Here is a 23,633-nt window from a genome sequence, read left to right as displayed (position 1 = left end):
CTTTCTGGGGGTGCGGGACCGCCCCGCATGGGGTCGGGGCGGGCCCGCGGTCAGTGGTGAATCAGCCGACGGGCTGCTGGGCGAGGCCGTCGACCATGGCGGCGAAGTCGGCGGCCCCGTTCTCGCGGTCACCGAAGTTCGTGAGCGTGTCGAGGAGCGTCTGCGCCTCGTCCTTGGTCAGCTCGTTCGCGGAGCCGATCGAGCGGCCGATGATGACCGAGGTCACCCGGAGCCGTTCGGCGCGGGCCTCCTTCGCCCCGAGGCCGACCTTCGCGAAGCAGGCGTGCATCATGCGCATCTGCGGGGCCGTGACGGGGGTCGGCGCCTGCGCGGCCGGACGGCCGGCCGTCCCGTCGTGCGGCATGTCGTCGGACGGCTCCGGGCCGCCGGAGTACGCGGCGGCAGCGGCCTCGGCGTCCGAGGCCGACAGCGACGCGACCGTGACGCCCGTCGTGACGGGCTTGACGGCCTGCCCGTACTCCTTGATCACGTCCCCGAGCTTCGCGGTCTCGCCCGTCTTCGGGTGCAGCAGGTCAGCGCCGAGGAGGCGACGGGACTGAGCCTGGCCGTACAGCTCCAGCGCCCGGTCGTACGTAAGCCCCTCGCGGACCAGTTCGTCCACGATGGCCTGGACGGGGTCGACGCCCTGGCCGAGCTGCTCCAGGATCACCTCGGCGAAGTCCTCGCCCGGGTGGTGCACGCTCGCGTTGTAGAGCGGCTCGTACCGGGTCTTCGTGACGGTTCCGGTGCCCTGGATCATGTCGATCACGACGTCGAACTCGTACTCCGAGCCCTCGCGTTGGACCGTCTTGACGCCGACCTTGGTGACCGTCTTGCCTTCCATCGAGTAGTCGTTCTTCGTCCGCATGGTGACGATGACGTGCCCGGGGAAGTTCAACAGGGCGTCGAGCATGTCCTGTTCGAGGTCGTTGACCGGCGCCCAGGCGGTGAACTTCCCGCCCCTGTTCGACGACTTCTGCGACTCCTCCTCAACGCGAGCGAGGAGTCCGCCCTTGCCCGCCCAGAAGTGGGACCAGGAGTCGACGATGAGGACGGCGATTCGGGCCTCCTCGGCGGCGCGGACGGCCGCGATGAGGTTCTCGGGCGAGCAGAACGCCATGGGCATGTGGCCGAACTTGTGGCCTCCCAGGTCCGGGCGGCCCGGGACGATGGCGTACTTCTTGGCGGAGCCGCGCTCGGTGTCGACGACGCCGATGGCGCCGCCGTCGGCCAGGCGCTCGGCCATGCGGAGGGCCGTCTTGGTCTTGCCGGAGCCGCCGGGGCCCTGGAGGGCGATGCGGGCCTTGGCGGTCTCGCGGGTGGCCGGCGCGAAGGTGAAGGTGGTCATGACGTGCTCCGGTTGTTGCGCTGGTGCGGGACGTTGGGGAGGGACGTGGAGGCGAGGCGGCGGAGGCGGCCGATGGCGTCCATCGCGGCGCCGTACTTGCGGCGCTTCCGACGCCACTCGGCCTCGGTGTCCTTCGGGCCCCGGAGGAAGTCAGGGTCGTGCTCCAGCTGCTTCTCCGCGGCGGTCACCAACTCCGCACCGGTCTCGGTGCGGAGGTCGGCGAGCAGCCGCGCGGCCTCGTCCGGGCGCAGGGCCCGGCCGCCGGTGAGGGCCTGGAAGGCGGTGGTGTAGGCGCTCACTTGGCCTCGACCTCCTGAACGACCGAGGCAGTGAGGTCCTCCTGCTGCCCGCGGCCGAGATACACCGTGAAGCGGATCAGCCGCTTCTGCCGGGCGAGCTGGCGGGCTCGGCGGTACGCCTGACGCCGGTCGCTCGTGGTGCTCTCGCCGGTCTCGCGGGCGGGGTCCGCGACCGTGAACACGAGCGCGTAGGAACGATCGTTGCGGGTCTGCTCGCGGCCGTGGTGCTTGCGTCGCTTCACTCCTCCGCCTCCGGGTCGTACTTGGAGGCGATCTCCAGGGCGGTGACGACGTAGCCGGTCGGGCCCTCGTCGCCGTCGACGGTGGCGACCAGCTCGGCGACGCCGTCCTCCTCGTCGACGATCCAGTCGAAGGCGCCGGTGGGGAGATCACGGCGAGCGTGGTCCTCGGCGTGCCGCCGGGCCTCGGACTCCGAGGTGTACTGGCCGAGAGGAACCGTGTCCCAGACCGCGCAGTAGATGGTGAGCGCGGGCTCGGAGGCCTCGTCCTCGCGGAGCGCCTGCACGGCCGCGAAGGTCCGCGTCAGCCCGTCCGGCCGGACGGGGCCGAGGTCAACCCAGCCCTCTGCCCACTCCTCCGCACGCTGTGACGCGGACACCCACGGGCGGCCGGCGCCCGGCCGCTCGAAGCCGAAGGCCCTGAGCGCGCCGTCCTTCGACGGGTGCGCACCGATGCCCACGCACTCGAACTGGAGCGTGTCCTCCGGCGCCCGGAACGGCAGGTCCCGGACGTACACCCGGCCGGGGCCGAAGAAGTCGGTCGGAGTGGCGTCGGCCTCGCGGCTGCTCTTCTCCTGGGCGGTCTTCAGCGCGTCGATCTCGGCCTCGGCGTCGATCAGGCGGCGGAGGACCGGCGCCATCCGCTCCCCCATCCAGGAGGAGAGGTTCATGCAGAACAGGTCCTCCCACTCCGGGTGCTGGTGCTCACGCCGGTTGAGCACGGACTGTCCGAAGGCGGCCAGGAGCCCGGGGGTGGCGGGCTGTACGTCGCCGATCTGCTCGGCGATCTTGGCGCGCTGCTCGGGCGTGAGCCGGGCGGGGCCGGAGGGCATCGGCAGGGCGCCCAGCTCACGGACGGCAGTCTCGGCGTCACGGATCGGCTCGCTCATGCGGTCTCACCGGCCTCGGGGAGCTCGTCGCCGTGCCCGTCCAGGTACTCGAAGGCCTGGAAGTGGATGTGCACGCCGTTCTGGGCGCCCGTGACACGGTGGGCCCGGTACATGCGGCCAGAGGTGGTGTGCTTCCGCTCCTCGCCGATGTCGACCTTGCCGCCGCGCAGCGCCCTCGCGAGTTCCTGGGCGATTTCGACGACATCGCTGGGCTTGGTGGCGTTCCACGCCTGGTCTACGGAGATGGTGCCGTCGTTGTGAAGCGTCCACGAGATCGGCAGCTGGCCCAAGCGGGGGCGCTTCGCGATCAACATCTGCACGACGGCCGCCTGTACGGGAGCCTGATTCGTCATGCGGACTCACCGCCCGTCGTGACGGGTGTGGCCTGCGGTGACGGGGACTCCGTGACGGGCGTCAGCGGGCCCTTCTGCTGGATCAGGTTCGCCAGCGAGCAACGCTCCGGCCGGCCGTCCATCGACAGCAGCGGCATCCCGCTCTCGGCCTGCTGCCCCTGGAAGTACCAGACATCGCCCTCGGCGTCCCGCTGCGGGAGCGCCAGGTCGTAGACGATCCCCTCCAGCTCGAACGGGGCCTTCGCGGTCCGCAGGGCGTGTGCCCGGGCCTCCGGCAGGTCGTACGCCACGACCGACACCCGGACCCCGTCGCGGTAGCCGTCGCCCGCGACCATGTACGGGAGGGAGGCCCCATCGCGCTGGATCCCGAGGTACCTGCGCCACTCGGCCCACTGGGCCTGGTTCACGATGTGCAGGGCAACCAGGATCCGGTCGCCGTCCACCTGGAGGTTCTGGAAGGCCGGGTGCTGGCCGACTTCGGCCTTGATGCGGCCCGCGACGTCGCGCGCCCACGCGCAGGCCTGATCCCAGGCCAGGGCCTGCTCCTCCAGCTCGGTGGCCTGAGGCCGGCGCCGCGCGGGGAGGTCGGGCTGCTCCTGGTGCTCGCGCGGGCGGTCGGCCTGGGCACGGTCCACGACGGCGCCGTACGACTTCTCGGGGTCGACCAGCATGCCGGCCGCGTTGAGGGCGTGCACGATGGCGGCCGCCGGGTCGTTGCCGCTGGACGCGATCGCCGCGCGGACGACCTTCACAGCGTGCGGGAAGATCTTGTTCATGCTGCAGCCCCTTCGACGAGGGCCTGCTCCATGACGCGCATGGCGCGGAACGTCAGGGTCTTCACCGCACCGACTCCCTTGCCCATCCGGGCAGCGGCCTCGGGCACGGACAACTCCTCGAAGAAGCGCAGGCGGATGGCCTCTCGCTGGTACGGGTTGAGGCGAGTCATCGCGGCGGTCACGGCTTCCCGCGCCTCGACGATGTCCAGGTCGCGGAGTGCGGACTCCTCGGCGCTGTGTTCCCCGACGTCCGTCCGGAACGGCTCCGCCACCGAGACCTCGTGGCTCGTACGGAACAGCTTGAGGTGGTCCAGGTGCAGGTTCCGGGCGATGACGAACAGCCAGCCGACGAAGCCAGCGGTGGTCGGCAGGTGCTTGAAGGTGTCGATCCGGCGGAGGGCCCGCAGGAACGTCTCCTGGGCCAGGTCCTCGGCCAGCTGCCGGTCCTTCGTCCGCGCAACGAGGTAGCGGTACACCTCGCCGTGATGGTCGTTGTAGAGGGTGGCGAAGGCGGCGCGGTCACCCGCGACGGCCTGAGCCACCAGGGCGGCCGGTGCCCGGCCTCCCGTGGTGCTGATCTTGGCGTTAGCCTGGGAAGACACAGCCAGATCCCTTCTCTCAGGTGGGTTTTTGGTTGGTGCTGAGGCCGTTCCGGGTCGCATCCGGGGCGGCCTCTCGGCGTGAATCAGGCGCTCTGCTGCATGCCGGCGAGAACCTCGTGCGGGTTGAAGCGCCGGCTGTGGCCGACGTAGATCAGGCCCGGCCACAACTCGTCGCGCTCCTTCGCCGCCGTGATCTGCTTGTCGATCCAGGACGGCGACTTGCGCAGGAATCGAGCCAGCTCCCGCTGATCCATGAGCTGCTCCGGGAGCGCCGTCCTCCGAGGCTTGATCTGCGATCTACGTGTAGACGTAGATCCCTCGTCAAAAAAAAGAGGCTGCCCCTCAAAGAGGTCCTTGACCGGCTTATCGAGGGCGGCCGCGATGAGGCCGGCGGCGTGGTCGCTGCAGTCCTCGCGAGCCGTCTTGCCCGTGCCGACGATGAAGCCGACCAGAGCCCTGCTCAGGCCTGTCCGGTCGGGATCTGCTTCCTTCGTCTTGGCGGCGAGGCGGCCGATGTCCAGCCCGGCCGCCTTCATGGCGGCCCGCAGCGGGGCACCTTGTTCCAGTCGTCGCATGGTGAAACCTCCGGCGCATGGCCGAATCGATGAACCCCGTAGGCCTTGCTGGCCTGCGGTATCTACAATCTACGTGTAGATGTGTATCGGGTCAAGAGGGGTTCACAGGGGTGTGTTTGCGGCGCAGAGGGGTGCACAGGGGTCATGTAGATGCCCCCAAGCACCGTCAAATACAGGTCATCGATCTGCGATCTACTTGCGCATGTAGATGCCGATAGCCGATCCTCATGGCGTGACCAGCCACCAGAACGACCCCGGCGAACATCCCGCCGAGGCTCCCGCCTCCCAGGGCGAGGACCTGGCGGCACTGCTTGGGCGCCTCACCGAAAAGAGGCCCGGCCGGACTCCGAAAGACCTGGCAGCCGAGGCCGGCATCCCCTACGCGACGCTCAACGCCTGGATGAGGCGGACCAGGGGCACGTCGCGGGTCGGATCCGACGTGCTGCGCGACCTTGTTCGCGTGCTTCGTGACGACTGGGGGAAGGACGTCACGCCAGCGCAGATGTTCGCCGCGGTCGGGAGGGCGGTGCCCGGAGGGGGTGACGCGGAGCGCGAGGCGCGGCTGCTGCGGATCTATCGCGAACTGCCGGTGGAGCGGCAGCGTGACGTTGTCCGGTATGCCGAGGCTCAGCTCACGGTCAGTCGCGTCTCGTAGCGGCCGGTAAGGGTTGCCTAACTGAGGGCGACCTGTTTTTTTGTCCGGAAATGAGGTGGCTGACCGGGTTTCAGATAGCGGAAAACAAACCGCAGTTCATTCGCTCAAACGATCTCCACACCATGTGCACATGTGGGTACCATCGGTCACCCGCTGTCCTCCCGGAGCGGTCCATTCAGTGCTGCCGCACCACCTGGGGGACACCTGTGTGCACTCTCCTTGCTGAGGTCGACGACCTCCCACGGATCGCCATCTGGGACCCACGCGAGGTGACCATCCTCGTCCGCAGGGGCACCCACCCTCACGACCTGATCAGAGAGCTTCACGCGATCCTGACGATCGACCTCGGCGTGCCTGACGTCCCAGGTGCCGGCCTCCGCTGCTTCTGCGGCGAGCCCATCGAGCTGCCCTTCGCGGTCACCGCCGGCGCACACACTCTCTGATCAGGAGTACGCCCCGCATGGTGCGCAAGTCGACCCTTCCCCGGGTCACCAACAACCCCAGGCCCAGCCCGAGCAAGAGGTGCGGTTGCCCCGCCTGCCTGAGGCGGCACCCCGGCGGCCGGCCGCCGACCGACGACCACATCGGCTCTTGGGAAGGGCGATTCACCGACCCATCCGGGAGGGTCCGCAGCCTCTTCCGGCCAACTTGGGACGAAGCCAACGCTGCACTGGAGCAGACCCGCACCGAGATCCGGCAGCGCCGATGGATCGATCCGGCCCGCGGCGGGATCACGCTCTGCGCCTGGCACAAGCTGTGGTGGCCCAGTCAGCAACCGCGGCTGGAGGAGAACACCGAGGACCGCGACCTCCGCTCATGGCGCAACCACGTCGAGCCGGCCTTCGGTAGCTGGCAGCTCTTCGACCTCACCTGGCTCGACATCCAGAACTGGGTCAACTCGATCTGGGACGGCAACGGCGGCCCGCTTGCGGCCAGCTCGGTCGTGAAGGCCTTCCAGGTCCTCGATCGGATGTTGGAGGCCGCGAAGCTCGACCGACGCCTCCCCTACAACCCGGCCGACGGCGTCAAGCTCCCTACGATCAAGAAGCAACATCCCGAGGACCGGCGTGGCCCGTCGTACGCGCAGCTGCGCCGGGTGCGTCGCTGTCTGCCGAAGCACATGCGGGTGGTCCAGATCGTGGCCCAGGAGACCGGACTGCGCTGGGGTGAGATCGCCGGGCTCCGGGGCTGCAACGTCGACCTCGTCGGCCGGCGCATCCAGGTGCGCGAGGTCCTCATCGAGCAGGGTGGCCGCATCAAGAGGAAGGCCTACCCGAAGAGCGACGCGGGCCTGCGCACGGTTCCCCTCACCGCGCGCGCCTGGGGCGTTCTGCGCCACCACATGCAGAACGACCCGCCGAGCCTGAACCGCTCCGACCCGGACAGCGATGGGCTGTGCGAAGCCGAGCTGGTGTTCCGAGGCCGGAATTCCGTCCGCCGGGGGAGCAAGATGAACGGGGGCCCGGGCGAGCCGTACCGCGCGCCGCTCCGCCGGACGACCTATTACCGGCAGTGGATCAAGTCAATTCAGGACGCGGGCATTGCGCGCGTCCGGAAGAAGAAGATCAAGGTAGAAGTCATCGACCCGGAGACCGGCCGGAAGACGATGGAGGAAAAAGTCAAACAGCAGTGGTGGCCCGAATTCCACGACCAGCGGCACACATACGCGTCCCGTTTGCACGACCGGGGAGTGCCGGAGGCTGTGGCTCAGGAAGTCCTCGGGCACGAGCGCGCGGGCGAGGTCACGTGGCAGTACACGCACGCGGCGGCCGACTACGCGGGTCAGGTCCTGGCGGCCCTTGAGGACCGGCAAGTGGACGGTCGGCGCCTCCGGCTGGTGGCTTGACCTGCGCCGGAAGCTACCCCATCGCTACCCCAGAACTACCCCAGGAGCGGCGTACGCTCGACAGGGGTGAGGGGATGCCAGGGGATGTAGACGGACGTAGATGGGGTTCGGGCCAGCTGGTTCCCTGACCTGCGAAGATCGAATTTTGTGAGTCGGGTCCTGATAAGGATGAGGCCACAGGTTCAAATCCTGTTAGCCCCACCAGTACGAAGACCCCCGGTCCGGATGGATCGGGGGTTTTTGGCGTTCGTGGGGCGGGAGGGGCGGCGGTGGGCATGAAAAGGCCCGGTCGCTGGCGACGGGGGATGCACCAGCGACCGGGTTGTGGTCAGCGTAACAAGGTGGCCTGTGCGGGGGGAGCCAACTTCTTCGCCGTGGTGAGCAGTTGTGATCGGGATCACTCAAGCGGTGTCAGATGTGGGGGTGGTTCAGTCGCTGCAGGGCGGGTCGTAGGCGAGGCGGGGGAGGTACTCCTGCCACTTCTCGCGGGTCAGGACGTTGCGGGTGACCGAGCAGATGCGGGTGACGGCTTCGGTGACGTCCAGGCTCCACAGCCGGACCGTGCCGGCGCCGCTGGAGACGCCCAGCATGTCGCTCTGCGGGCCGAAGGAGAGGAAGTTGCCGGTCTTGGCGTTGGGGCTCATGGACTGGCCGATGGGGTGGGCGGAGGACGGGGACGACACGTTCCAGAGGCGGACCGTGTTGTCGTTGCCGCCGCTGGCCAGGATCCTGCCGTCCCGGCTGAAGGTCAGGGAGACGACCGCCTCGGTGTGGCCGGTGAGGACCGGGCCCAGACGGCTCGCACGGGCGGGATCGGAGACGTTCCAGAGGCGGACCGTGTCGTCGTCGCTGCCGCTGGCGAGGGTGGCCCCGTCGGGGCTGTAGGCGAGCGTGTTGATGGGGCCCAGGTGGCCGGTGAGAGGGGCGCCGAGCGCCTTGGCGTGCGTCCGGTCGGAGACGTTCCAGAGGCGGACCGTGCCGTCCGCGCTGCCGCTGGCCAGGGTCCTGCCGTCCGGGCTGAAGGCGAGCGCGTTCACATAGCCGGTGTGGCCCTTGAGGGGCGCGCCGAGGCGCCTGGGGTGGGCCGGGTCGGAGATGTCCAGGAGCTGCACCGTGCGGTCGTCGTAGTCGGCGGCCACGGTCCGCCCGTCGGGGCTCAGCGCCAGCGCCTCGGCGCCCGCGTACCGGGTGTTCAGCCGGACGGGCGCGCCGTACTGGGCGGGATGCGCGGGGTCGGAGACGTTCCAGAGCTGCACCCAGTTGACGTTGTTCTCGCCGGTGAGGATGACCAGCGTGCGGCCGTCACGGGTGAACACCATCGACCGCAGGTCGCGCCAGCCGGTCCGGAACGGCTCACCGAGCGCCGTGGGCCGGGCCGGGTCCATGATGTTCCACAGCCGCATCCTGCTGTCGTTGCCGCCGGTGGCCAGGACGCGCCCGTCGGGGCTGAACGCCCCCGCCTCGCCGATCATGTCGGACCCCGGGATCGACCAGAGCCGCACCTTGCCGTCCCCGCTGCCGGTGGCGAGGGTGTGCCCGTCGGGGCTCCAGCCGACGGCGTACATCTCGCCGCTGCTGCCCGCGAGCGGCTCGCCCACCTGGGACGGGAAGGCCGGGTTGCCGACGTTCCACAGGCTGGCCGTGGAGTCCGCGCTGCCCGCGGCGAGCATGGAGCCGTCGGGGCTGAAGGCCACCGACCAGACGGGCCCGGTGTGGCCGGTGAGCGGCCCGCCGAGCGCCTTGGCGTGCGCCCGGTCGGAGACGTCCCACAGCCGTACGGTGTCGTCCTTGCTGCCGCTCGCGAGGGTCCTGCCGTCCGGGCTGAAGGCCACGGAGTGCACGGTCGCGGCGTGCCCGGTCAGCGGAGCGCCCACCCGCCGGGGCTGCCGGGGGTCGGAGACGTCGTACAGGAGGATCGTGTTGTCGTCGCTGCCGGTCGCCAGCGTGTGGCCGTCGGGGCTGAAGGCGAGGGAGCGGACGCCCTCCGTGTGGCCGGTCAGGGTGCCCAGCGACGAGGGGTGGCGCGGGTCGCGTACGTCCCACAGGTGGACGGTGTGGTCCTCGTCGGCGGTGGCCAGGGTGCGGCCGTCCGGACTGAAGGCGACCAGGTAGATCGTGCCGTTGTGGCCGGTCAGCGGGGCGCCCAGGGCCGCCGGGTGCTTGGGGTCGGCGACGTTCCACAGGCGTACGGTGCCGTCGTCGCCCGCGCTGGCCAGGGTGCGGCCGTCCGGGCTGAAGACCGCGCTGGAGACCCAGCTCGTGTGGCCGAGCAGTGGTCTGCCGAGCGCCTTCGGCCGGGTCGGGTCGCTCACGTCCCACAGCCGGACCGTGCGGTCGTAGGCGGCGGTGGCCAGGACCTTGCCGTCGGGGCTGAAGCTGGTGAGGTAGACCGCTCCGGTGTGGCCGAGCAGCGGGGTGGCCAGCGGGGCGTTGACGATGGATATCAGGCGGTTGGCGGCGCCCTCGTCGTCCGGGCGCAGGTGGTGCGCGACCAGGTCGAGCTGGGCGGACAGCGACGGGTCCGCGTACTGGAACCGGTCGGCCTCGGCCACCACCTGCTCGAACATCGCGTCGTCCCGCTGCTGCCGGGCGACCACGGCGGAGCCGGCCGCCAGGATCGCCAGCACGACGAGCGCTGCCACGGCGGTCCGGCTGATCCACACGGTACGACGGCGCAGCCGCACCGCGGCCGCCAGGAACTCCACCGCGCTGCGGGTCAGGAAGGTGTCGTCGGCCGACTTGGCCCAGGTGTGGGCCTGTTCGAGCCGTGAACCCCGGTAGAGCAGCGCCGCGTCGTGGTGCGACTCGTCCCAGGCCCGGCCGTCCTCCTCCAGGCGCTGGCGCAGCAGATTGCCGTTGCGGTCCTCGTCGAGCCACTCGCGCAGCCGGGGCCAGGCGTGCAGCAGCGCCTCGTGGGTGATCTCCACCGTGTCCGCGTCCAGCGTCACCAGCCGGGCGCGGACCAGGGCTTCGAGTGACTCCTCCGTCTTGACCGGGTCGGTGGACTCGGCGGCCAGCTGGCGCCGGGTGCCGCGCCTGCGGGTCGCCTGGGTGTCCTCGCCGAGCCGGACCAGACGCAGCAACAGCAGCCGGGCGGCGGTGCGGGCGGCCGGGTCGAGGCTGGACCAGGCGCGTTCCGCGGTCGCGGCGACGGCGCCCTGGATACCGCCGGCCGCGCGATAGCCGGCCAGCGTCAGCCGGCCCGCCTTGCGGCGCTGCCAGGTGGCGAGCAGGGCGTGCGAGAGCAGCGGGAGGACACCCGCGTCATGGGCGCCACGGGGGCCGTCGGCGCTCACCTCACGGACGATCAGTTCGGCGAGCCCCGGCTCCAGTTCCAGCCCCACCGCCTTGGCGGGACCGGCCACGGCCTCGCGCAGTTCGACGGTGGTCAGCGGACCGAGCACCATGGGGCGCTGCTGGAGCGCGTCGGCCAGCTCGGGGTAGCCGAGGCACTGCTCGTAGAAGTCGGCACGGATGCCGAGGACGACCAGGGCGGGAGCGGGTTCGTCGGCATCGGCGGAGGTGCTGGCCGTGTGCAGGAGCTGGACGAAGGTGCGCCGGTCCGTCTCGTCGGCGCAGAGGGTGAAGGTCTCCTCGAACTGGTCCACGATCAGGACCGGTCGGGCCGGACCGGCTGTACGGGCCGGACCGGCTGTACGGGTCGTGTCGGATCCCGACGGCCATGTTTCACGTGAAACATCCCCGGCCTCACGCCGGGCCCACGCCGTGACCGCTGCCCGGACGGCCTCCCGGTCGTCCAGGTCCGCCAGATCGGCCAGCTCGGGTATCCGTCGGGTCAGCTCCTTGACCGGATCCGCTCCCGGCACGAGCTGGAGGATCTCGCGCGGGCGCCCCTCCTCGTCGGCCAGGGCGCCGTTCTGCAGCGCGGTGACCAGACCGGCGTTCAGCAGCGAGGACTTTCCCGCCCCCGAGGCGCCGACCAGCATGACCGGACCGCCGCCGTCCTCCGCCGAGTGGAGCTGGGCGACCAGCGCGTCGGTGCTGCGTTCGCGGCCGAAGAACCAACGGGCGTCCTCACGGCGGTAGGAGGCCAGACCGCGGTACGGGCAGACGCTGTCGACCGGCGGCGCCTCCGTCTCCTCCGCCGCCTCCGGTGCGTCCGGCTCGCCGACCGGGTCGGCCACCGCCCGCTCCCACAGCTTCTGCCACTGGGCCAGGTCGTAGAGCCCCGAGGAGACCGGTGCCGGCTGGGCGCGGCGGGCCTGCGGGACGAGGACATGGAGCACGGCGGAGAGCGCGGCGAACTGCGCGGGGACGTTCTTCGCCCGGCGCCAGTCACTGATCCGCTGGGCGGAGACCCGCACCGGCCGGCCCCGCTCGTCGACCCGGTGCAGTCGGTCGACCGCCTCGGCGACGCGTTTGAGCGGAGGGTTACCGGCCTCCTTGTACAGCAGCGCGAGTCGTTCCGCGAAGGCTGTGCGTGCCCCTGCGTCGGGACCCAAGGCTCTCCACCCCTTACTTCCCCCGCTGCTGGACATCCGGACCGGAAAACTCACTTTATACGGCTGACCTGCGGCGAAGCCTTGGACCGGACGTCATGGCCTCCTCAGATGTACTCCTCGACTGGCAGGATTTCGCCACAGCACCGCGGCAATCGGGCGTCGCCCGACAGGCCGACCAGCTCAGCATCCGCAGAGACGGTTCACGGCACCGCACGTTCTCGGTCAGCTTCCTGCGGCGATCACCTGCCGGAGTGGCGCGACGACGGCAGCCGCTCTCTCCGACTGGGCAGGCCGCCCGTCCGCAGGCGGGGTCCGACGCCACCCGCGCCGTTCGGCACCGGTCCCCACGTGGGGAGGGACCGGTGCCGAACGGCACGGGATCACCGTTCACCCGGGGTGCGGCCGGGCTTCCAGGGTCGGTCCGGGCCTCGGATGGGCCGCCGTACCGGCCCGCGCAGCGACCTGTTCTCAGTCCCGCAGCCAGCCCGCCGTACGCGCCGCCTCGACCGCGCGTTCCTCCGCGTCGTCGGCAGCGGTGTTCAGCGCCGTGTCCTGCCCCGCCGCCGTTCCGGCGGCCGCCACCGCCGCCGCCCGGGACGCGGTGAGGGCGGCCGCCAGGGCCGCGGACGCCTCGGGGCGGTCGTCGAGGGCAGCGGCCACCTGTGCGGCCAGCGCCGCGGTGGCGGCCGCGTTGCGGGCACAGCGGGCGTCCGCCGCCGGGTCGGGTGCGGTGCCGGGCGCGATGCCGGCCAGGGCGGCGAGCGACTGGGCCGACAGCCGCAGCGCGTTGGCCGCCCGGCCGACCGGGCTCGTCGGGACCGTCTGGGCCGCGTCGGGGGCGATCCCCGCATGGCGGCAGACGGCCGCGGCACGCTCGTACGCACTGCGCGCACGCGCGGAGTGCAGTTTCCTGAGCGTCTCGGTCGAGGGATCAGTCATCTCCGCCTCCTCGCTGCCGGGCGCGGGCAGGGTGCCACGCCGGGCGCGAAGACTCCAGCCATACGGCGTGGTGAGCTAGCCGAACAGTCCCAGCGCGGAGTCCAGGGACCAGCTCTGCCAGCAGATCGCGAACAGGCCGACCAGGGAGATCAGGGCCATCATCAGGTTCTGCCCCTGCTCCGCCCAGTCGTGGATCATGAGGACCAGGTAGACCAGGTTGAGCAGGAGGCCGGCCACCAGGGCGATCGGGGTGAGGAAGCCGGAGACCAGGCCGAGGCCCAGGGCGAGTTCCGCGTACGCCACGACGTAGGCCATCAGCCGGGGGCGCGGTGCGACGACCGTGTCGAAGCCCCGGCGGACCACGGGCCAGCGGTGTTTCTCCGCGATGCCGGCCGCCCAGCGGATGCCCCCGCCGCCGAACCACTGCTTCTTGTCCTTGTGCCGCCAGCTCTCCAGCCACCACAGCCCGAGCCCGATGCGGAGCACCGCGAACCATTCGGCACCGCTCAGCAAGGCTGATCGCATCCCGCACCTCCCCGGATCCCCGTGCATATCTGACGGATCGTCAGTTCAGCGGATGGCGGCGCGGCCCGCAAGGGGGTGGACGTGTTTCCGGCGGCCCTTGCTGGTCCCGGCCGCTGGGCCTAGCCTGAATGTCGACGCCAAATCTGATGGGTCGTCAGATATAACGGAATCTCCGCAGGCAGCAGGGGGTAGGCATGGCAGTGGACGCGACCGGCACCCAGGATCTGCCGAGGGTCGTCAGCGTGGACGACCACGTGATCGAGCCCGCGCACCTCTTCGAGAGGTGGCTGCCGGGCAAGTACCGCGACAAGGGGCCCAAGCCCTTCACCGCGGGGATCGGCGAACTCGCCTACATCGGCGGCAAGTACCGGTTCACCACGGACCCCGCGGGCCAGCTCACCGACTGGTGGGAGTACGAGGGCCTGCTCTTCCCGTACAAGCGGATCATCGCGGCCGTCGGGTTCTCCCGGGACGAGATGACGCTCGACGGCATCACCCGGGAGCAGATGCGGCCCGGCTGCTGGGACCCGAAGGAACGGCTCAAGGACATGGACATCAACCATGTCGAGGCCTCCCTCTGCTTCCCGACCTTCCCCCGCTTCTGCGGACAGACCTTCGCCGAGGCCGACGACAAGGAGGTCGCGCTGGCCTGCGTCCGCGCCTACAACGACTGGATGGTCGAGGAGTGGTGCGGGGACAGCGGCGGCCGGCTGATCCCGCTGTGCCTGATCCCGCTGTGGGACATCGACCTGGCCGTCGCCGAGATCCGGCGCAACGCCGCACGGGGCGTCCGGGCCGTCACCTTCAGCGAGATCCCCACCTATCTGGGCCTGCCGTCCATCCACTCCGGCTACTGGGACCCGTTCTTCGCGGCCTGCGAGGAGACCGGGACGGTCGTCAACATGCACATCGGCAGCAGCTCGCAGATGCCCGCCGCCTCCCCCGACGCCCCGCCCGCCGTCCAGGCCTCGCTGAGCTTCAACAACGCCATGGCCTCGATGATGGACTTCCTCTTCTCCGGGGTCCTGGTGCGCTTCCCCCGGCTGAAGCTCGCCTACAGCGAGGGCCAGATGGGCTGGATCCCGTACGCCCTGGAGCGCGCCGACGACGTCTGGGAGGAGCACCGCGCCTGGGGCGGGGTGAAGGACCTGATCCCGGAGCCGCCGTCGACGTACTACTACCGGCAGATCTTCTGCTGCTTCTTCCGCGACAAGCACGGCATCGAGGCGATCGAGACCGTCGGCGTGGACAACGCGACCTTCGAGACGGACTACCCGCACGTCGACTCGACCTGGCCGGAGACCAAGCGGGTGGCCCAGGAGCACGTGGGCGGACTGGCCCCGGAGGTGGCCTACAAGCTGCTGCGCGGCAACGCGATCCGGATGCTGGAGCTGCCCTTCACCTGACCGGACACGACCGGTTCAGCGGGTCCCCTGCGGGGCAGGGGACCCGGCATGAAGGTCTCCGTGGACGCCGACGTCTGCTACGGGTCGGGTGAGTGCGCCTTCCGGGCGCCCGCCGTGTTCGGCTTCGAGGACGGGTACGGTTTCGTCCTGCCCGGACGGGAGGAGTCCGGGGACGACGAACTGATCCGGGACATCGCCGAGCGCTGCCCGTCCCAGGCGATCCGGATCGACGGCAGAAGGATCACTGACTAGCGGATGAGCGACACCCGTACGGAACTCACCGAACTCCTGGCCACGCTCGGCCGCCGCTACGTCCGCGACTCACCGGTGCCCTGGGGCAAGGCCCGCGCGGCCCGCGCGCTCAACCCCTACCTGCGCGACCACCCCCGGCGGCGCGTCGTCGAGACGCGCTCCGGCGCCCGGTTCGCGGTCGACACCCAGGACCTCATCCAGCGCTATCTCTACCTCTTCGGGGTGTGGGAACCGCACATGACCCGCTGGCTGCGCGCCCGGCTGGCACCGGGGGACTGCTTCGTCGACGTCGGCGCCAACATCGGCGTCTTCAGCGTGCTCGCCTCGCGACTCGTCGGCGACCGAGGCCGGGTCGTGGCCGTCGAGGCCTCCCCCGCCTTCCACCGCCGCCTCGAACAGCAGGGCGCGCTCAACGGCTGCCGGAACATCCGCGCAGTCAACGCCGCCATCTCCGACACCCACCGCACCCTGACCTTCGTGCTCGCCAGCTCCCGCAACATGGGCGCCAACAGCATCGTCCCGTGGGACGGCCCGGCCGAGTCCACCTTCGACATCGAGGCGGTACCGCTGCCCGAGCTGCTGCTGCCGCAGGAGATCGAGACCGCCCGGGTCGTCAAGATCGACGTCGAGGGCGCCGAGGGCGCGGTGGTCCGCGGACTCGCCCCGCTGCTGGAGAAGCTGCGCCCGGACGCCGAGCTCACCGTCGAGGTCACCCCCGACCGCATGGCCCAGCTCGGCGACTCGGCGGACGACCTGCTGCGCACCATGACCGACGCGGGCTACCACGTCTACCGGCTCGCCAACAGCTACGCGGCCGACAGCTACCCCCGGGCGCTGCACGGCGAGCCGGTGGTCCCGGTCCGCTGGGACGGGCCGGTGACCGAGGAGAGCGACCTGGTCTTCTCCCGGGTGGACGCGCCGACCCTGCCCTGACCGCCAGCGACCCTGCCCTGGGCGCTAGCGGCCCGGCGGGTACTGCCACCCGAAGTCGGCCAGTGCCCGCGCCCGCGCCTCGACGACGGCCATCCGGGCCCCCCGCTCCACCGGGTCGGTGTGCGCGGCCTGGCCGGTGACCTGGCCCTCCCACTTGCGGTAGAGCAGCCCGGTCGCCGCCGAGAACCAGCCCCGGCTGACCGCGTTCAGCGCGAGCAGCAGCCCGGTGTCCTCGGAGGCGGGCAGCGCCATCCAGCCGCCGAGGGCCAGCAGCAGCTCGCGGCGGACGAAGAGGGAGGCCGGGTGGACCGGGGCGCGGAAGTCGTTCGCCGTCCAGTGGTCGAGCACGGCTCCGCGCTCGATCGGGCCCTCCTGCGGATCGCCCGGGAAACCTGCCGTGGAGCCGTCGGGCAGCAGGTCCAGGACCCGTGAGGTGGCCCAGCCGACGGCCGGGTCGCCCTCCAGCACGGCCAGATCACGGGCCAGCGCGCCCGGCGGCAGCCGGTCGTCGGCGTCGAGGATCCTGACGTACGGCCCCTCGGCCCGGGCCAGCGCGATGGTGCGCGCGACACCGGGACCACCGGCCCGGCCCTGCCGGAACGACACCCGGGCGTCGTCGGGGACGTACGGGCGCACCTCGTCGCCGTATCCGTCCTCCTGCACCAGCCACCGCCACTCCCAGCCGTCCGGCAGCCGCTGCTCGCACAGCGACGCGTAGGCCTCCGGCAGGAAGCGGGCCGACGGGGCGTGCACCGCGGTGACGACGGTGACGACAGTGGCGCGCCGGCTCACGGCAGCGCTCACCACCTTTCCAGGTATGTGGTGAAGAGCAGCTCCGTGCGGTCGCCGGGGAGCGTGACGAGGGTGATGTCCACGATGCGGTCGTGGACGTCGTACGAGGTCTTGTGCAGCAGGATCACCGAGGTGCCGGACGGCAGATCCAGCTCCCGGGCCTCCTCGGGCGTCGGCGGGCGGGCGGTGAAGCGCTCCTCGACACGGCCGACCTCGACGCCGACGGTGTGCAGCTGGTTCTGGGTGCCGCCCGGCCAGGGTTCGTTGGTCTCGTCCAGGAGCGCCGGGTTCGCCGCGACCATGTCACGGACGAGGTAGGAGGTCACCAGGCTGAAGGGGCCCCTCTCGGCCGCGTGCCGGGTCCGGTAGGTGCGTTCCAGCAGCACGGTGCCCTCCGGCACCCCGAACGCGTCCGCGAGGTCGCTGGGCGCGGTCAGCTCGCGGTACCGGGCGAAGAACACCAGGTCGTCGAGGACCAGTCCGGTGTCGTGCTCGGTCGCGCCGGTCTCGGCACGGGCGGCCTCCGGCATCCGGGCGCGGTTCTTCTCCCACTGGTGCCGGGTGTTGTCACGGACGGCGCGGGTGCGCGGACGGCGCACGAAGGTGCCGGTGCCGTGCCGCTTGTCGATCAGGCCCTCCGCGCTCAGCAGCCGGAGCGCGTTCTGCACCGTGGGCACGCTGCGGCCGTGCCGCCGGGCCAGCTCCGCCTCCGAGGGCAGCCGGGCACCGGGCTTGAGCGCGCCGTCCCGGATGGCGCGGCGGAGATCGTCGGCGATCTCCTCGTAGGCCTTGGGCACGCTCTCAGGCTACGACTCCTCAAGAGGACTTGATGAGTCGGGCGGCCGCCCGCGGCCCCGGACGTGCGAAGACCCGCGGCCGGTTCCCGGTCGCGGGTCTCTGTCGCAGTAGGCGCTGGTACGTACGCAAGTCGCCCTTGCGCCGTTTGCGTCTCAGCCGGCTGTGCGGGTCAGCAGTCGAGCTGTTCCGAGGGGGTCTCGGCCGCGGTCTCCGACTCGGTCGTGTCGAGGGACCGGTGGCGGCAGCTGGGGGTCTTGCCGTGGGCCTCGGCCCGGATGCGCTGCTTCATCGTGGGGGGCAGGGACCTGGCCTGGGACCAGAGCCAGTGAGTCTGTGCGGGGATCCTGACCCGGTCGGGGACCTGTTCGCTGCCGTGCTCGTCGCCGCTGCTGTTGCGCGGGGTCTCGGTCTGCGGTACCGCGGCGGCGGTGGTGGCGGAGACGAATCCGAGCGCCGTGCACAGCGCGAGGAAGGCGGTGACGATGGCGGTCCACAGCTTCATGACCTTGGCGTTCCGGGCCATGGCCCCTCACTTTCGGGTTGGGCGATTTGCGTACTTTCCTCATGATGTGTATGGGGATCGCGAAGTGGGGGACGTCGACCCGTGGCGCGTCGATGTTCAGATGAACACCACCCGGTTGGACGCAGGAAGGTCAGAAAACTCCTAAAAGCAGGCGAGAGGGGCCAAAGTAACCGTCCGTGGGGGTGTGATCACCCTCCGATCGGAACGGCCCCGGCCGCGCGCAACACCTTGCCGGAGGCCGGAGTTGAGGCCGGATGCGGGCCGGAAGCCAGGTCACCGATCGGTATCGGTCGGTGTGTATAGTCGGGCGCCAGAGGTCCCCTACGTCAAGGAAGAGACGAGGTCGCGCGGTGAAGAAGCTTCTCCTGGTCGCACTGGCCGCCATCGGCGGGCTCCTCGTGTACCGCCAGATCCAGGCGGATCGCGCCGAGCAGGATCTGTGGACGGAGGCGACTGACTCCGTGCCCACGGGTTCGTGAGTACCGACAACAGACGACACTGAGACCCCGGCCGCCTCGCGGTCGGGGTTTTGCGTTCTCCGGGCCCCGGCGCGACGCGGGTGTTTCGGACGGTCGTACCGATTGCCGGGTGGCGCGCGGGCGCGCGGGGCAGTATGGGGCGGGCCCGGGACTTCGGCGGCGGGCGGGCGACGGCTGGGGGCGCGCGTGATACGGCGGTGGCGTACGACGGCGGGGCGACGGGGCACCGGCGGGGCGGCCCCTCTCGGAGCCCGCCTCGGAGCCGCCCTCGCGCTGGCGGCACTGCTGCCGGCCTCTCTGCTCTCCCTGGCCTCCCCGGCCGGGGCGAACGGCGGCAGCGGATACGCCTTCGCCCCGGACGCCCGCACGGTCACCGGGGCGAAGGGCACCGCGGACGCCGTACCCCTGGAACCCGGCGAGACCTACCGCAGCTCCCTCCCCGACAAGGGGCAGCTCTACTTCCGCCTCGAACTCGCCGCCGCCACCGACGCGTACGTCCCCGTCACCGCCGTCCCGCCGTCCGACGCCACCGTCTCCGCCAGCGACGGCATCACGGTCTCCGTCGAGGACGCCAACGGGGTCTCCTGCCACTACGACAGCGCCCGCTTCGGCGCCGGACTGAGCCCCCGCCCGATCACCGCGCTCGGACGCCGGGAGGCGGGCGGGGCGCTCTGCAAGGACGCGGGCACCTACTACCTGGTCGTCGAACGCGCCGTGTCCGGCTCCCGGACCACGACCCCGGGCAGCTGGGACCTGGAGATCGCCCCCGCCACCGAACCCGCCCTGGCCGCCACGGGCGCCACCACCGCCCCCGAGGCCTGGAACTCCGCGTCGCCCGAGCCGCTCACCACGGACCCCCACCGCCGCACCGGCGGCGCCGGCTTCAGCACGGCCCGCACCCTCGACCAGGGCGTCTGGCAGACCCGCATCACCCCCGGCCAGACCCTCTACTACGCGGTCCCCGTCACCTGGGGCCGGCAGCTCCACGCCACCGTCGACCTCGGCAGCACCGGCGGAGACGCCCACGGCTATGTCAGCGCCGCGCTCAACCTCTCCCTCTACAACCCGGTCCGCGGCTACGTCGACGACCTCTCCCTCGGCTACGACGGCACCCAGAAGTCGTCCTCCCTGGACCCCCTGCCACCCGTGGCGTACGCCAACCGGTACGCCGTCTCCGGCGAACAGAACGCCCTCCGCTTCGCCGGCGCCTACTACCTCGTCGTCCACCTCACCGGGCAGACGGCGGACACCTTCGGGCCGGGACCGTACGGCGTGACCCTCCGCGTCCGGCTCGACGGCACCCCGAACTCCGGCCCCGAATACGCCGGTTCGTCCGTCCCGACGGGCCTCTTCGACGCGTCGTCGGACCAGGGGAGCCTCGGGACCGCGACCGGCGGCGACGACACCGCGATGCGGGCGCTCGCCGTGGCCGGGATCGGCACGGGCACCGCCCTGCTGCTGGTCCTCGGCGTGTGGACCCTGACCGCCCGCCGCACTCAGATCCGCGTCAACGCCCAGAAACCCACCGCGTAACAGGCCAGCGCCAGCAGCAGCATGGGCACGGCCGCCTTCGCGGGCGGCCCCGGGCGACGGGCCCGGCGCCGACGCCGCCCATGGGTCCGCACCCCCACCGGTGCGGCCTGCCCGGCCTCCGGCGTCCGCGGCGTCTGCGGGTCCCGGGTGGTGTAGGTGGCGGTGGTCGTGTCGGCATCCGGCTGGACCGGGGGAAGCGGCTGCGCGGGAGGCCAGGGAGTGTGGAACTGCGTGACGGGGGCGGCCGGTTGGGGTTGCGGCTGCGGCTGCGGCTGCGGCAGGGCGTACGGCGGATACGGCGGTGTCGGCCGGGGTGGTTCCGCGGCCGGGGTGGGGGGCGTCGGCGTCGGCGTCGGCGTCTGGGTCTGGGGAGGCGGGAGCCGGAAGCTGCCGGTGTCGGACATGCCGGCGGGGGCCGGGGGAGCGTCCGGGAGCCCCGTCGGGGCGACCGCCTGAGCGGACGACCGCTCTCCGACCGTCGAACCCGAACCGGGACGGGGACCGGCGCCCGAACCCGACCCCGACCCCGTACCCGACGTGCCGGTGCCCGTGTCGATCCCGGACGCCCTCCGCAGGGGACCCTCCGTCGCGAACCCCGAGGGCAGCGGGCCCAGTTGGTCGAAGATCTCGATCGACTCGTCGTCGGCGTCGGTCTCCGGCAGGAGCTCCCTCGCCTGGGCAAGGGCCTTGCGGGCACCCGTGGCCGTACGGAAACGGGACCGGGGATCGGGCTGGAGGAGACCGGCGACGACCTCCCAGAGCGGGTCGGGGATGCCCTTGGGAGCCCCCGGGGTGCCGTGTTCGGCGAAGTACTGGACGAGCGCCTTGGCGTCCGGCTTGGCCCCCTCCAGGAGATACAGGGCGACCAGGCCCACGGCGAACAGGTCGGCCGTGAAGTCGGGCTCCGCGCCCAGCAGTTGTTCGGGGGCGATGTAACCCGGCGTGCCGACCACGAGGTTGGTCTCGGTCAGCCGGGCCTCGCCGAGCCGCATGGCGATGCCGAAGTCGGAGAGCCGCAGGCGCGGACGGGCGGTGCCGGTGGCCTCCAGCAGGATGTTCGCGGGCTTGATGTCCCGGTGGACCACGTCCTCGGCATGCACCGCGCCGAGGCCGGAGAGAAGCTGGTCGAGCAGCGTGCAGACGAACGACGGGGGCAGGGGCCCGTAGTCCCCGACGAGATGGACCAGCGAACCGCCGGCGACCAGGTCCATGGTGAAGAGGACCTTGTCGTCGTCGGCGGCCCAGCTGGCCGGAGCCAGGACATGGGGGTGGTCGATGCGCAGCGCCTGCTCCCGCACGAAACGCAGGAGCGCGTGGGCGTCGCTCTGCTGGAGCACCTTGGCCGCCACATAGCGTTTCCGCCGGTGGTCCCAGGCGCGCCAGACGGCGCCCACCCCGCCATGACCGATCGGGTCGGCCAGTTCGTACCGGCCCGCGAAGACCTCACCCATGACTGCCCGTGCCCCTCCCCCTCGGGTCCCCCCTGCCACCCCCTTGCCTGTTACCCCCCTTGCTTCCCCCGGATGAGCGATACGACCCCTCTCGCGTCCCCCCGTTGCCAGGGCCTTGCCCCGCCCGGTCCACCGGACCCCCTCCGGTGTGCCGGGCCGTGGCTCAGCTCTGGTGGGACTGGTAGTGCGTGACCGCGTCCGAGGTACGGCCGGCGCCGTACACCCGGAGGAACTCCGCCAGCTCCGGATGGGTCGGGGCGAGCGTGTCGGCCGCGTCGATGATGTCGCCCGCGGCGGCCACCGAGCGCAGCAGCGACTGGATCTCGCGGACCACCCGCTTGACCGTCGGCGCTCCCGAACCGCTCGTCGTCTGTGTGGTGTTGCTGAGCACCGAGCCCCCCTGGGACTTCTTGATCTCGTCCATCCGCTCGGTCGCCTCGGCCGCGCTCACGCTGCCGTCCGCGACCTGCGCCGACAGGTCCTGGAGCAGCTGCACCCGCTGGACCACGGCCGGGTTGCCGATCTTCGCCCGCTGGCCGCTCATCAGCTGCGACAGCATGGGCGCGGACAGTCCGAGGACCGCCGCCAGACGAGCCTGGTTGAGCCCCAGGTCGTCGATGAGCTTACGGAAGAGCGCCCCCAACGGCTCTCCGTACCAGTTCCGCTGCAGCTCCCGCGCTCTGGCGGTGGCTTCCTGCTGTGCGGCGTCCATTGCGTCTCCCCATCGCTTCCCCAAAAAATCCACGGTTCGCTACAGCGAACCTCGTCGAGCATCTTACGGAGCGTGGTCATCCGGGGGGACCCCCAATCTTTTTGCGAGGTACGGGGGGTGACCCGGTACTCTGTTGAGCGCCGGGGCCTTAGCTCAGTTGGTAGAGCGCCGTCTTTGCATGGCGGATGTCAGGGGTTCGACTCCCCTAGGCTCCACAACAAAACCCCCTGACCTGCGGAAACGCGGTCAGGGGGTTTCTCTGTTCACGCCGGTTCATGCCGGTTCATGCCGTTGGTTTCACGTGGAACACGACCGGTCAGCGCTTCTTGCCGTCCCGGTTCGCCCGCTCCTCGGCCTCCTTGGCCTGGACCTCGGGATCGAGCGGGGAGCTGCCGTCCACCGAGCCCAGGCGGCCGCCGTCGGGAACCTCCGTGGCCGCGGGCGGCTCGACCAGCCAGTCGGGGTTGGCCTGCTTGTCCCACCACTTCCAGGCCGCGAGGCCCGCACCGGCCAGCAGACCGAACACGGCGAACGCCTTGAACGCACGGCCGTACGCCGAGCGCCGCTGGTTCCGGCGGGCCAGCTTCTCGATGTCCTCCGCCGAGACATTGCCGCGCAGCGCGGCCAGCGCGGCGGCACCCCGCGCCGAGGCCTCCTCACGGACCGGCCCGGCCGCCGCCACGGCCTGCTCGATCCTCGGACGCGAGTAGTCGGCCGCCTGCCGGGCGGCCTTGCGGGTCAGATCCGCCGCATCGTGCGCGGCCTGGTCCACCTTCGGCGGCACATGCGTGCGGGCCTGCTCCAGGCGCGGCACGAGACGGGCGTCGTACTGGACGCGGGCCTGCTCGGCGGCCTGCGACACCACGGGCGCGAGCCGTACGCGTGCCTCCTGCGCGTAGTACGCGGCACGCTCCTTGGCCGTGTCGGCGTAGGGCGCCACCGCTTCCGCGGCGTGCCGCACGCTGTCCTTCGCCGAACTGGTCGCGGCGCGCACGCTCTCTTTGCGGGTCACGGGTTTCCTCCTCCTCGGTGGCGTACGGTATTTCGACTTTCCACCCTTTTAGGGATCATGCCTGCCAACGGGCCGGGCGGCGCGCGAGGGCGGGCATACGGGTGCAACCAGAGCTAAGAGGGGCTTGTCGACGACAATGCCACGGATCGGCGCCGCGCGCCCCCGGCCGGACGAGGGGACTCCGCCGGGTTTCGGCAAGCGATTCGTGAGGATGTCCGCCGGCAGGCCGCAG

The 23,633-nt window shown here is 71.3% G+C and carries 24 protein-coding genes and 1 tRNA gene; 8 read left to right on the top strand and 17 right to left on the bottom strand.

Annotation, left to right across the window (positions count from 1 at the left end):
- Positions 1-61: 61 nt before the first annotated feature.
- The 8 genes from ACGFZS_RS09635 to ACGFZS_RS09600 all read right to left on the bottom strand — a co-directional run bounded on the left by ACGFZS_RS09635 (position 62) and on the right by ACGFZS_RS09600 (position 5,082).
- Entirely contained in the window at positions 62-1,348 is a 1,287-nt protein-coding gene (locus ACGFZS_RS09635; protein ID WP_393794632.1) for an AAA family ATPase, read from the bottom strand.
- Positions 1,345-1,647: a hypothetical protein gene (locus ACGFZS_RS09630; protein ID WP_393794631.1), complete on the bottom strand. Its 303-nt coding sequence runs from the start codon at positions 1,645-1,647 to the stop codon at positions 1,345-1,347. Before ACGFZS_RS09630 ends, ACGFZS_RS09635 begins: the two co-directional genes overlap by 4 nt.
- Positions 1,644-1,889: a hypothetical protein gene (locus ACGFZS_RS09625; protein ID WP_393794630.1), complete on the bottom strand. Its 246-nt coding sequence runs from the start codon at positions 1,887-1,889 to the stop codon at positions 1,644-1,646. The genes ACGFZS_RS09630 and ACGFZS_RS09625 overlap by 4 nt, the downstream gene beginning before the upstream one ends.
- On the bottom strand, positions 1,886-2,776 hold the full coding sequence (locus ACGFZS_RS09620; RefSeq protein ID WP_393794629.1) for a hypothetical protein: 891 nt from the start codon (positions 2,774-2,776) through the stop codon (positions 1,886-1,888). Before ACGFZS_RS09620 ends, ACGFZS_RS09625 begins: the two co-directional genes overlap by 4 nt.
- Positions 2,773-3,129: a hypothetical protein gene (locus ACGFZS_RS09615; protein WP_393794628.1), complete on the bottom strand. Its 357-nt coding sequence runs from the start codon at positions 3,127-3,129 to the stop codon at positions 2,773-2,775. Before ACGFZS_RS09615 ends, ACGFZS_RS09620 begins: the two co-directional genes overlap by 4 nt.
- Complete coding sequence (locus tag ACGFZS_RS09610) at positions 3,126-3,905, bottom strand: BN159_2729 family protein (RefSeq protein ID WP_393794627.1); 780 nt, start codon at positions 3,903-3,905, stop codon at positions 3,126-3,128. The genes ACGFZS_RS09615 and ACGFZS_RS09610 overlap by 4 nt, the downstream gene beginning before the upstream one ends.
- Positions 3,902-4,507, bottom strand: a complete 606-nt coding sequence (locus tag ACGFZS_RS09605; RefSeq protein WP_393794626.1) for an RNA polymerase sigma factor — start codon at positions 4,505-4,507, stop codon at positions 3,902-3,904. Before ACGFZS_RS09605 ends, ACGFZS_RS09610 begins: the two co-directional genes overlap by 4 nt.
- Positions 4,508-4,590: 83 nt before the next feature.
- Positions 4,591-5,082: a hypothetical protein gene (locus ACGFZS_RS09600; protein WP_393794625.1), complete on the bottom strand. Its 492-nt coding sequence runs from the start codon at positions 5,080-5,082 to the stop codon at positions 4,591-4,593.
- 232 nt (positions 5,083-5,314) lie between these two features.
- On the opposite strand from ACGFZS_RS09600, the gene ACGFZS_RS09595 reads away from it, so the two are divergent.
- Together ACGFZS_RS09595 and ACGFZS_RS09590 are read left to right on the top strand one after the other, a co-directional pair.
- A complete protein-coding gene (locus tag ACGFZS_RS09595) occupies positions 5,315-5,737 on the top strand; it encodes a helix-turn-helix domain-containing protein (protein WP_393794624.1) in 423 nt (140 codons plus the stop codon).
- Between the two features lie 460 nt (positions 5,738-6,197).
- The gene (locus tag ACGFZS_RS09590) at positions 6,198-7,583 is read left to right on the top strand and encodes a tyrosine-type recombinase/integrase (RefSeq protein ID WP_393794623.1); all 1,386 of its coding nucleotides are present in this window, start codon (positions 6,198-6,200) and stop codon (positions 7,581-7,583) included.
- Between the two features lie 428 nt (positions 7,584-8,011).
- Here ACGFZS_RS09590 and ACGFZS_RS09585 read toward each other — a convergent pair whose 3' ends face one another.
- The 3 genes from ACGFZS_RS09585 to ACGFZS_RS09575 all read right to left on the bottom strand — a co-directional run bounded on the left by ACGFZS_RS09585 (position 8,012) and on the right by ACGFZS_RS09575 (position 13,510).
- Positions 8,012-12,082: an AAA family ATPase gene (locus ACGFZS_RS09585; RefSeq protein WP_393794622.1), complete on the bottom strand. Its 4,071-nt coding sequence runs from the start codon at positions 12,080-12,082 to the stop codon at positions 8,012-8,014.
- Between the two features lie 432 nt (positions 12,083-12,514).
- Entirely contained in the window at positions 12,515-12,985 is a 471-nt protein-coding gene (locus tag ACGFZS_RS09580) for a hypothetical protein (protein ID WP_393794621.1), read from the bottom strand.
- A 75-nt stretch (positions 12,986-13,060) separates the two neighbouring features.
- The gene (locus ACGFZS_RS09575) at positions 13,061-13,510 is read right to left on the bottom strand and encodes a DoxX family membrane protein (protein ID WP_365695059.1); all 450 of its coding nucleotides are present in this window, start codon (positions 13,508-13,510) and stop codon (positions 13,061-13,063) included.
- A gap of 194 nt (positions 13,511-13,704) precedes the next feature.
- On the opposite strand from ACGFZS_RS09575, the gene ACGFZS_RS09570 reads away from it, so the two are divergent.
- The 3 genes from ACGFZS_RS09570 to ACGFZS_RS09560 are packed head-to-tail and all read left to right on the top strand — an operon-like array spanning position 13,705 to position 16,101.
- Positions 13,705-14,916 carry an amidohydrolase family protein gene (locus ACGFZS_RS09570; protein ID WP_359211508.1) on the top strand — a complete coding sequence of 404 codons (1,212 nt, stop codon included), beginning with the start codon at positions 13,705-13,707 and terminating at the stop codon, positions 14,914-14,916.
- A gap of 48 nt (positions 14,917-14,964) precedes the next feature.
- Complete coding sequence (locus tag ACGFZS_RS09565; protein ID WP_355712452.1) at positions 14,965-15,168, top strand: ferredoxin; 204 nt, start codon at positions 14,965-14,967, stop codon at positions 15,166-15,168.
- Between the two features lie 3 nt (positions 15,169-15,171).
- The gene (locus tag ACGFZS_RS09560) at positions 15,172-16,101 is read left to right on the top strand and encodes an FkbM family methyltransferase (RefSeq protein ID WP_393794620.1); all 930 of its coding nucleotides are present in this window, start codon (positions 15,172-15,174) and stop codon (positions 16,099-16,101) included.
- A 24-nt stretch (positions 16,102-16,125) separates the two neighbouring features.
- Here the strand turns inward: ACGFZS_RS09560 and ACGFZS_RS09555 are convergent, their stop codons facing one another.
- The 3 genes from ACGFZS_RS09555 to ACGFZS_RS09545 form a co-directional block, all read right to left on the bottom strand.
- Entirely contained in the window at positions 16,126-16,905 is a 780-nt protein-coding gene (locus tag ACGFZS_RS09555; RefSeq protein ID WP_393794619.1) for a glycosyltransferase family 2 protein, read from the bottom strand.
- Positions 16,902-17,690: a GntR family transcriptional regulator gene (locus ACGFZS_RS09550; protein WP_365695056.1), complete on the bottom strand. Its 789-nt coding sequence runs from the start codon at positions 17,688-17,690 to the stop codon at positions 16,902-16,904. The genes ACGFZS_RS09555 and ACGFZS_RS09550 overlap by 4 nt, the downstream gene beginning before the upstream one ends.
- A 170-nt stretch (positions 17,691-17,860) precedes the next feature.
- On the bottom strand, positions 17,861-18,214 hold the full coding sequence (locus ACGFZS_RS09545) for a DUF6344 domain-containing protein (RefSeq protein WP_393794618.1): 354 nt from the start codon (positions 18,212-18,214) through the stop codon (positions 17,861-17,863).
- A 350-nt stretch (positions 18,215-18,564) separates the two neighbouring features.
- On the opposite strand from ACGFZS_RS09545, the gene ACGFZS_RS09540 reads away from it, so the two are divergent.
- Together ACGFZS_RS09540 and ACGFZS_RS09535 are read left to right on the top strand one after the other, a co-directional pair.
- A complete protein-coding gene (locus ACGFZS_RS09540) occupies positions 18,565-18,693 on the top strand; it encodes a DLW-39 family protein (protein ID WP_003999697.1) in 129 nt (42 codons plus the stop codon).
- Between the two features lie 189 nt (positions 18,694-18,882).
- Positions 18,883-20,226, top strand: coding sequence for a hypothetical protein (locus ACGFZS_RS09535; protein ID WP_393794877.1), 1,344 nt, complete (start codon positions 18,883-18,885; stop codon positions 20,224-20,226).
- Here ACGFZS_RS09535 and ACGFZS_RS09530 read toward each other — a convergent pair.
- Together ACGFZS_RS09530 and ACGFZS_RS09525 are read right to left on the bottom strand one after the other, a co-directional pair.
- Positions 20,190-21,677, bottom strand: coding sequence for a serine/threonine-protein kinase (locus ACGFZS_RS09530; protein WP_393794617.1), 1,488 nt, complete (start codon positions 21,675-21,677; stop codon positions 20,190-20,192). The two genes, ACGFZS_RS09535 and ACGFZS_RS09530, sit on opposite strands and share 37 nt — an antisense overlap.
- Before the next feature lie 163 nt (positions 21,678-21,840).
- The gene (locus tag ACGFZS_RS09525; protein ID WP_089100435.1) at positions 21,841-22,389 is read right to left on the bottom strand and encodes a DNA-binding protein; all 549 of its coding nucleotides are present in this window, start codon (positions 22,387-22,389) and stop codon (positions 21,841-21,843) included.
- 142 nt (positions 22,390-22,531) lie between these two features.
- On the opposite strand from ACGFZS_RS09525, the gene ACGFZS_RS09520 reads away from it, so the two are divergent.
- Positions 22,532-22,604, top strand: a tRNA-Ala gene (locus ACGFZS_RS09520).
- A 101-nt stretch (positions 22,605-22,705) separates the two neighbouring features.
- On the opposite strand, the gene ACGFZS_RS09515 is transcribed toward ACGFZS_RS09520, so the two are convergent.
- Complete coding sequence (locus tag ACGFZS_RS09515) at positions 22,706-23,401, bottom strand: DUF5324 family protein (RefSeq protein WP_393657313.1); 696 nt, start codon at positions 23,399-23,401, stop codon at positions 22,706-22,708.
- Positions 23,402-23,633 lie beyond the last annotated feature (232 nt).

Source organism: Streptomyces sp. NPDC048288 (assembly GCF_043201555.1).
Taxonomy (GTDB): Bacteria; Actinomycetota; Actinomycetes; order Streptomycetales; family Streptomycetaceae; genus Streptomyces.
This window is presented reverse-complemented; position numbering and strand designations above follow the sequence as displayed.

Coding starts and splice junctions, on each gene's coding strand:
- ACGFZS_RS09530 (WP_393794617.1), bottom strand. CDS start 21,677: ATGGGTGAGGTCTTCGCGGGCCGGTACGAACTGGCCGACCCGATCGGT.
- ACGFZS_RS09565 (WP_355712452.1), top strand. CDS start 14,965: ATGAAGGTCTCCGTGGACGCCGACGTCTGCTACGGGTCGGGTGAGTGC.
- ACGFZS_RS09570 (WP_359211508.1), top strand. CDS start 13,705: ATGGCAGTGGACGCGACCGGCACCCAGGATCTGCCGAGGGTCGTCAGC.
- ACGFZS_RS09635 (WP_393794632.1), bottom strand. CDS start 1,348: ATGACCACCTTCACCTTCGCGCCGGCCACCCGCGAGACCGCCAAGGCC.
- ACGFZS_RS09620 (WP_393794629.1), bottom strand. CDS start 2,776: ATGAGCGAGCCGATCCGTGACGCCGAGACTGCCGTCCGTGAGCTGGGC.
- ACGFZS_RS09610 (WP_393794627.1), bottom strand. CDS start 3,905: ATGAACAAGATCTTCCCGCACGCTGTGAAGGTCGTCCGCGCGGCGATC.
- ACGFZS_RS09575 (WP_365695059.1), bottom strand. CDS start 13,510: ATGCGATCAGCCTTGCTGAGCGGTGCCGAATGGTTCGCGGTGCTCCGC.
- ACGFZS_RS09545 (WP_393794618.1), bottom strand. CDS start 18,214: ATGGCCCGGAACGCCAAGGTCATGAAGCTGTGGACCGCCATCGTCACC.
- ACGFZS_RS09560 (WP_393794620.1), top strand. CDS start 15,172: ATGAGCGACACCCGTACGGAACTCACCGAACTCCTGGCCACGCTCGGC.
- ACGFZS_RS09525 (WP_089100435.1), bottom strand. CDS start 22,389: ATGGACGCCGCACAGCAGGAAGCCACCGCCAGAGCGCGGGAGCTGCAG.
- ACGFZS_RS09580 (WP_393794621.1), bottom strand. CDS start 12,985: ATGACTGATCCCTCGACCGAGACGCTCAGGAAACTGCACTCCGCGCGT.
- ACGFZS_RS09615 (WP_393794628.1), bottom strand. CDS start 3,129: ATGACGAATCAGGCTCCCGTACAGGCGGCCGTCGTGCAGATGTTGATC.
- ACGFZS_RS09600 (WP_393794625.1), bottom strand. CDS start 5,082: ATGCGACGACTGGAACAAGGTGCCCCGCTGCGGGCCGCCATGAAGGCG.
- ACGFZS_RS09590 (WP_393794623.1), top strand. CDS start 6,198: ATGGTGCGCAAGTCGACCCTTCCCCGGGTCACCAACAACCCCAGGCCC.
- ACGFZS_RS09585 (WP_393794622.1), bottom strand. CDS start 12,082: ATGTCCAGCAGCGGGGGAAGTAAGGGGTGGAGAGCCTTGGGTCCCGAC.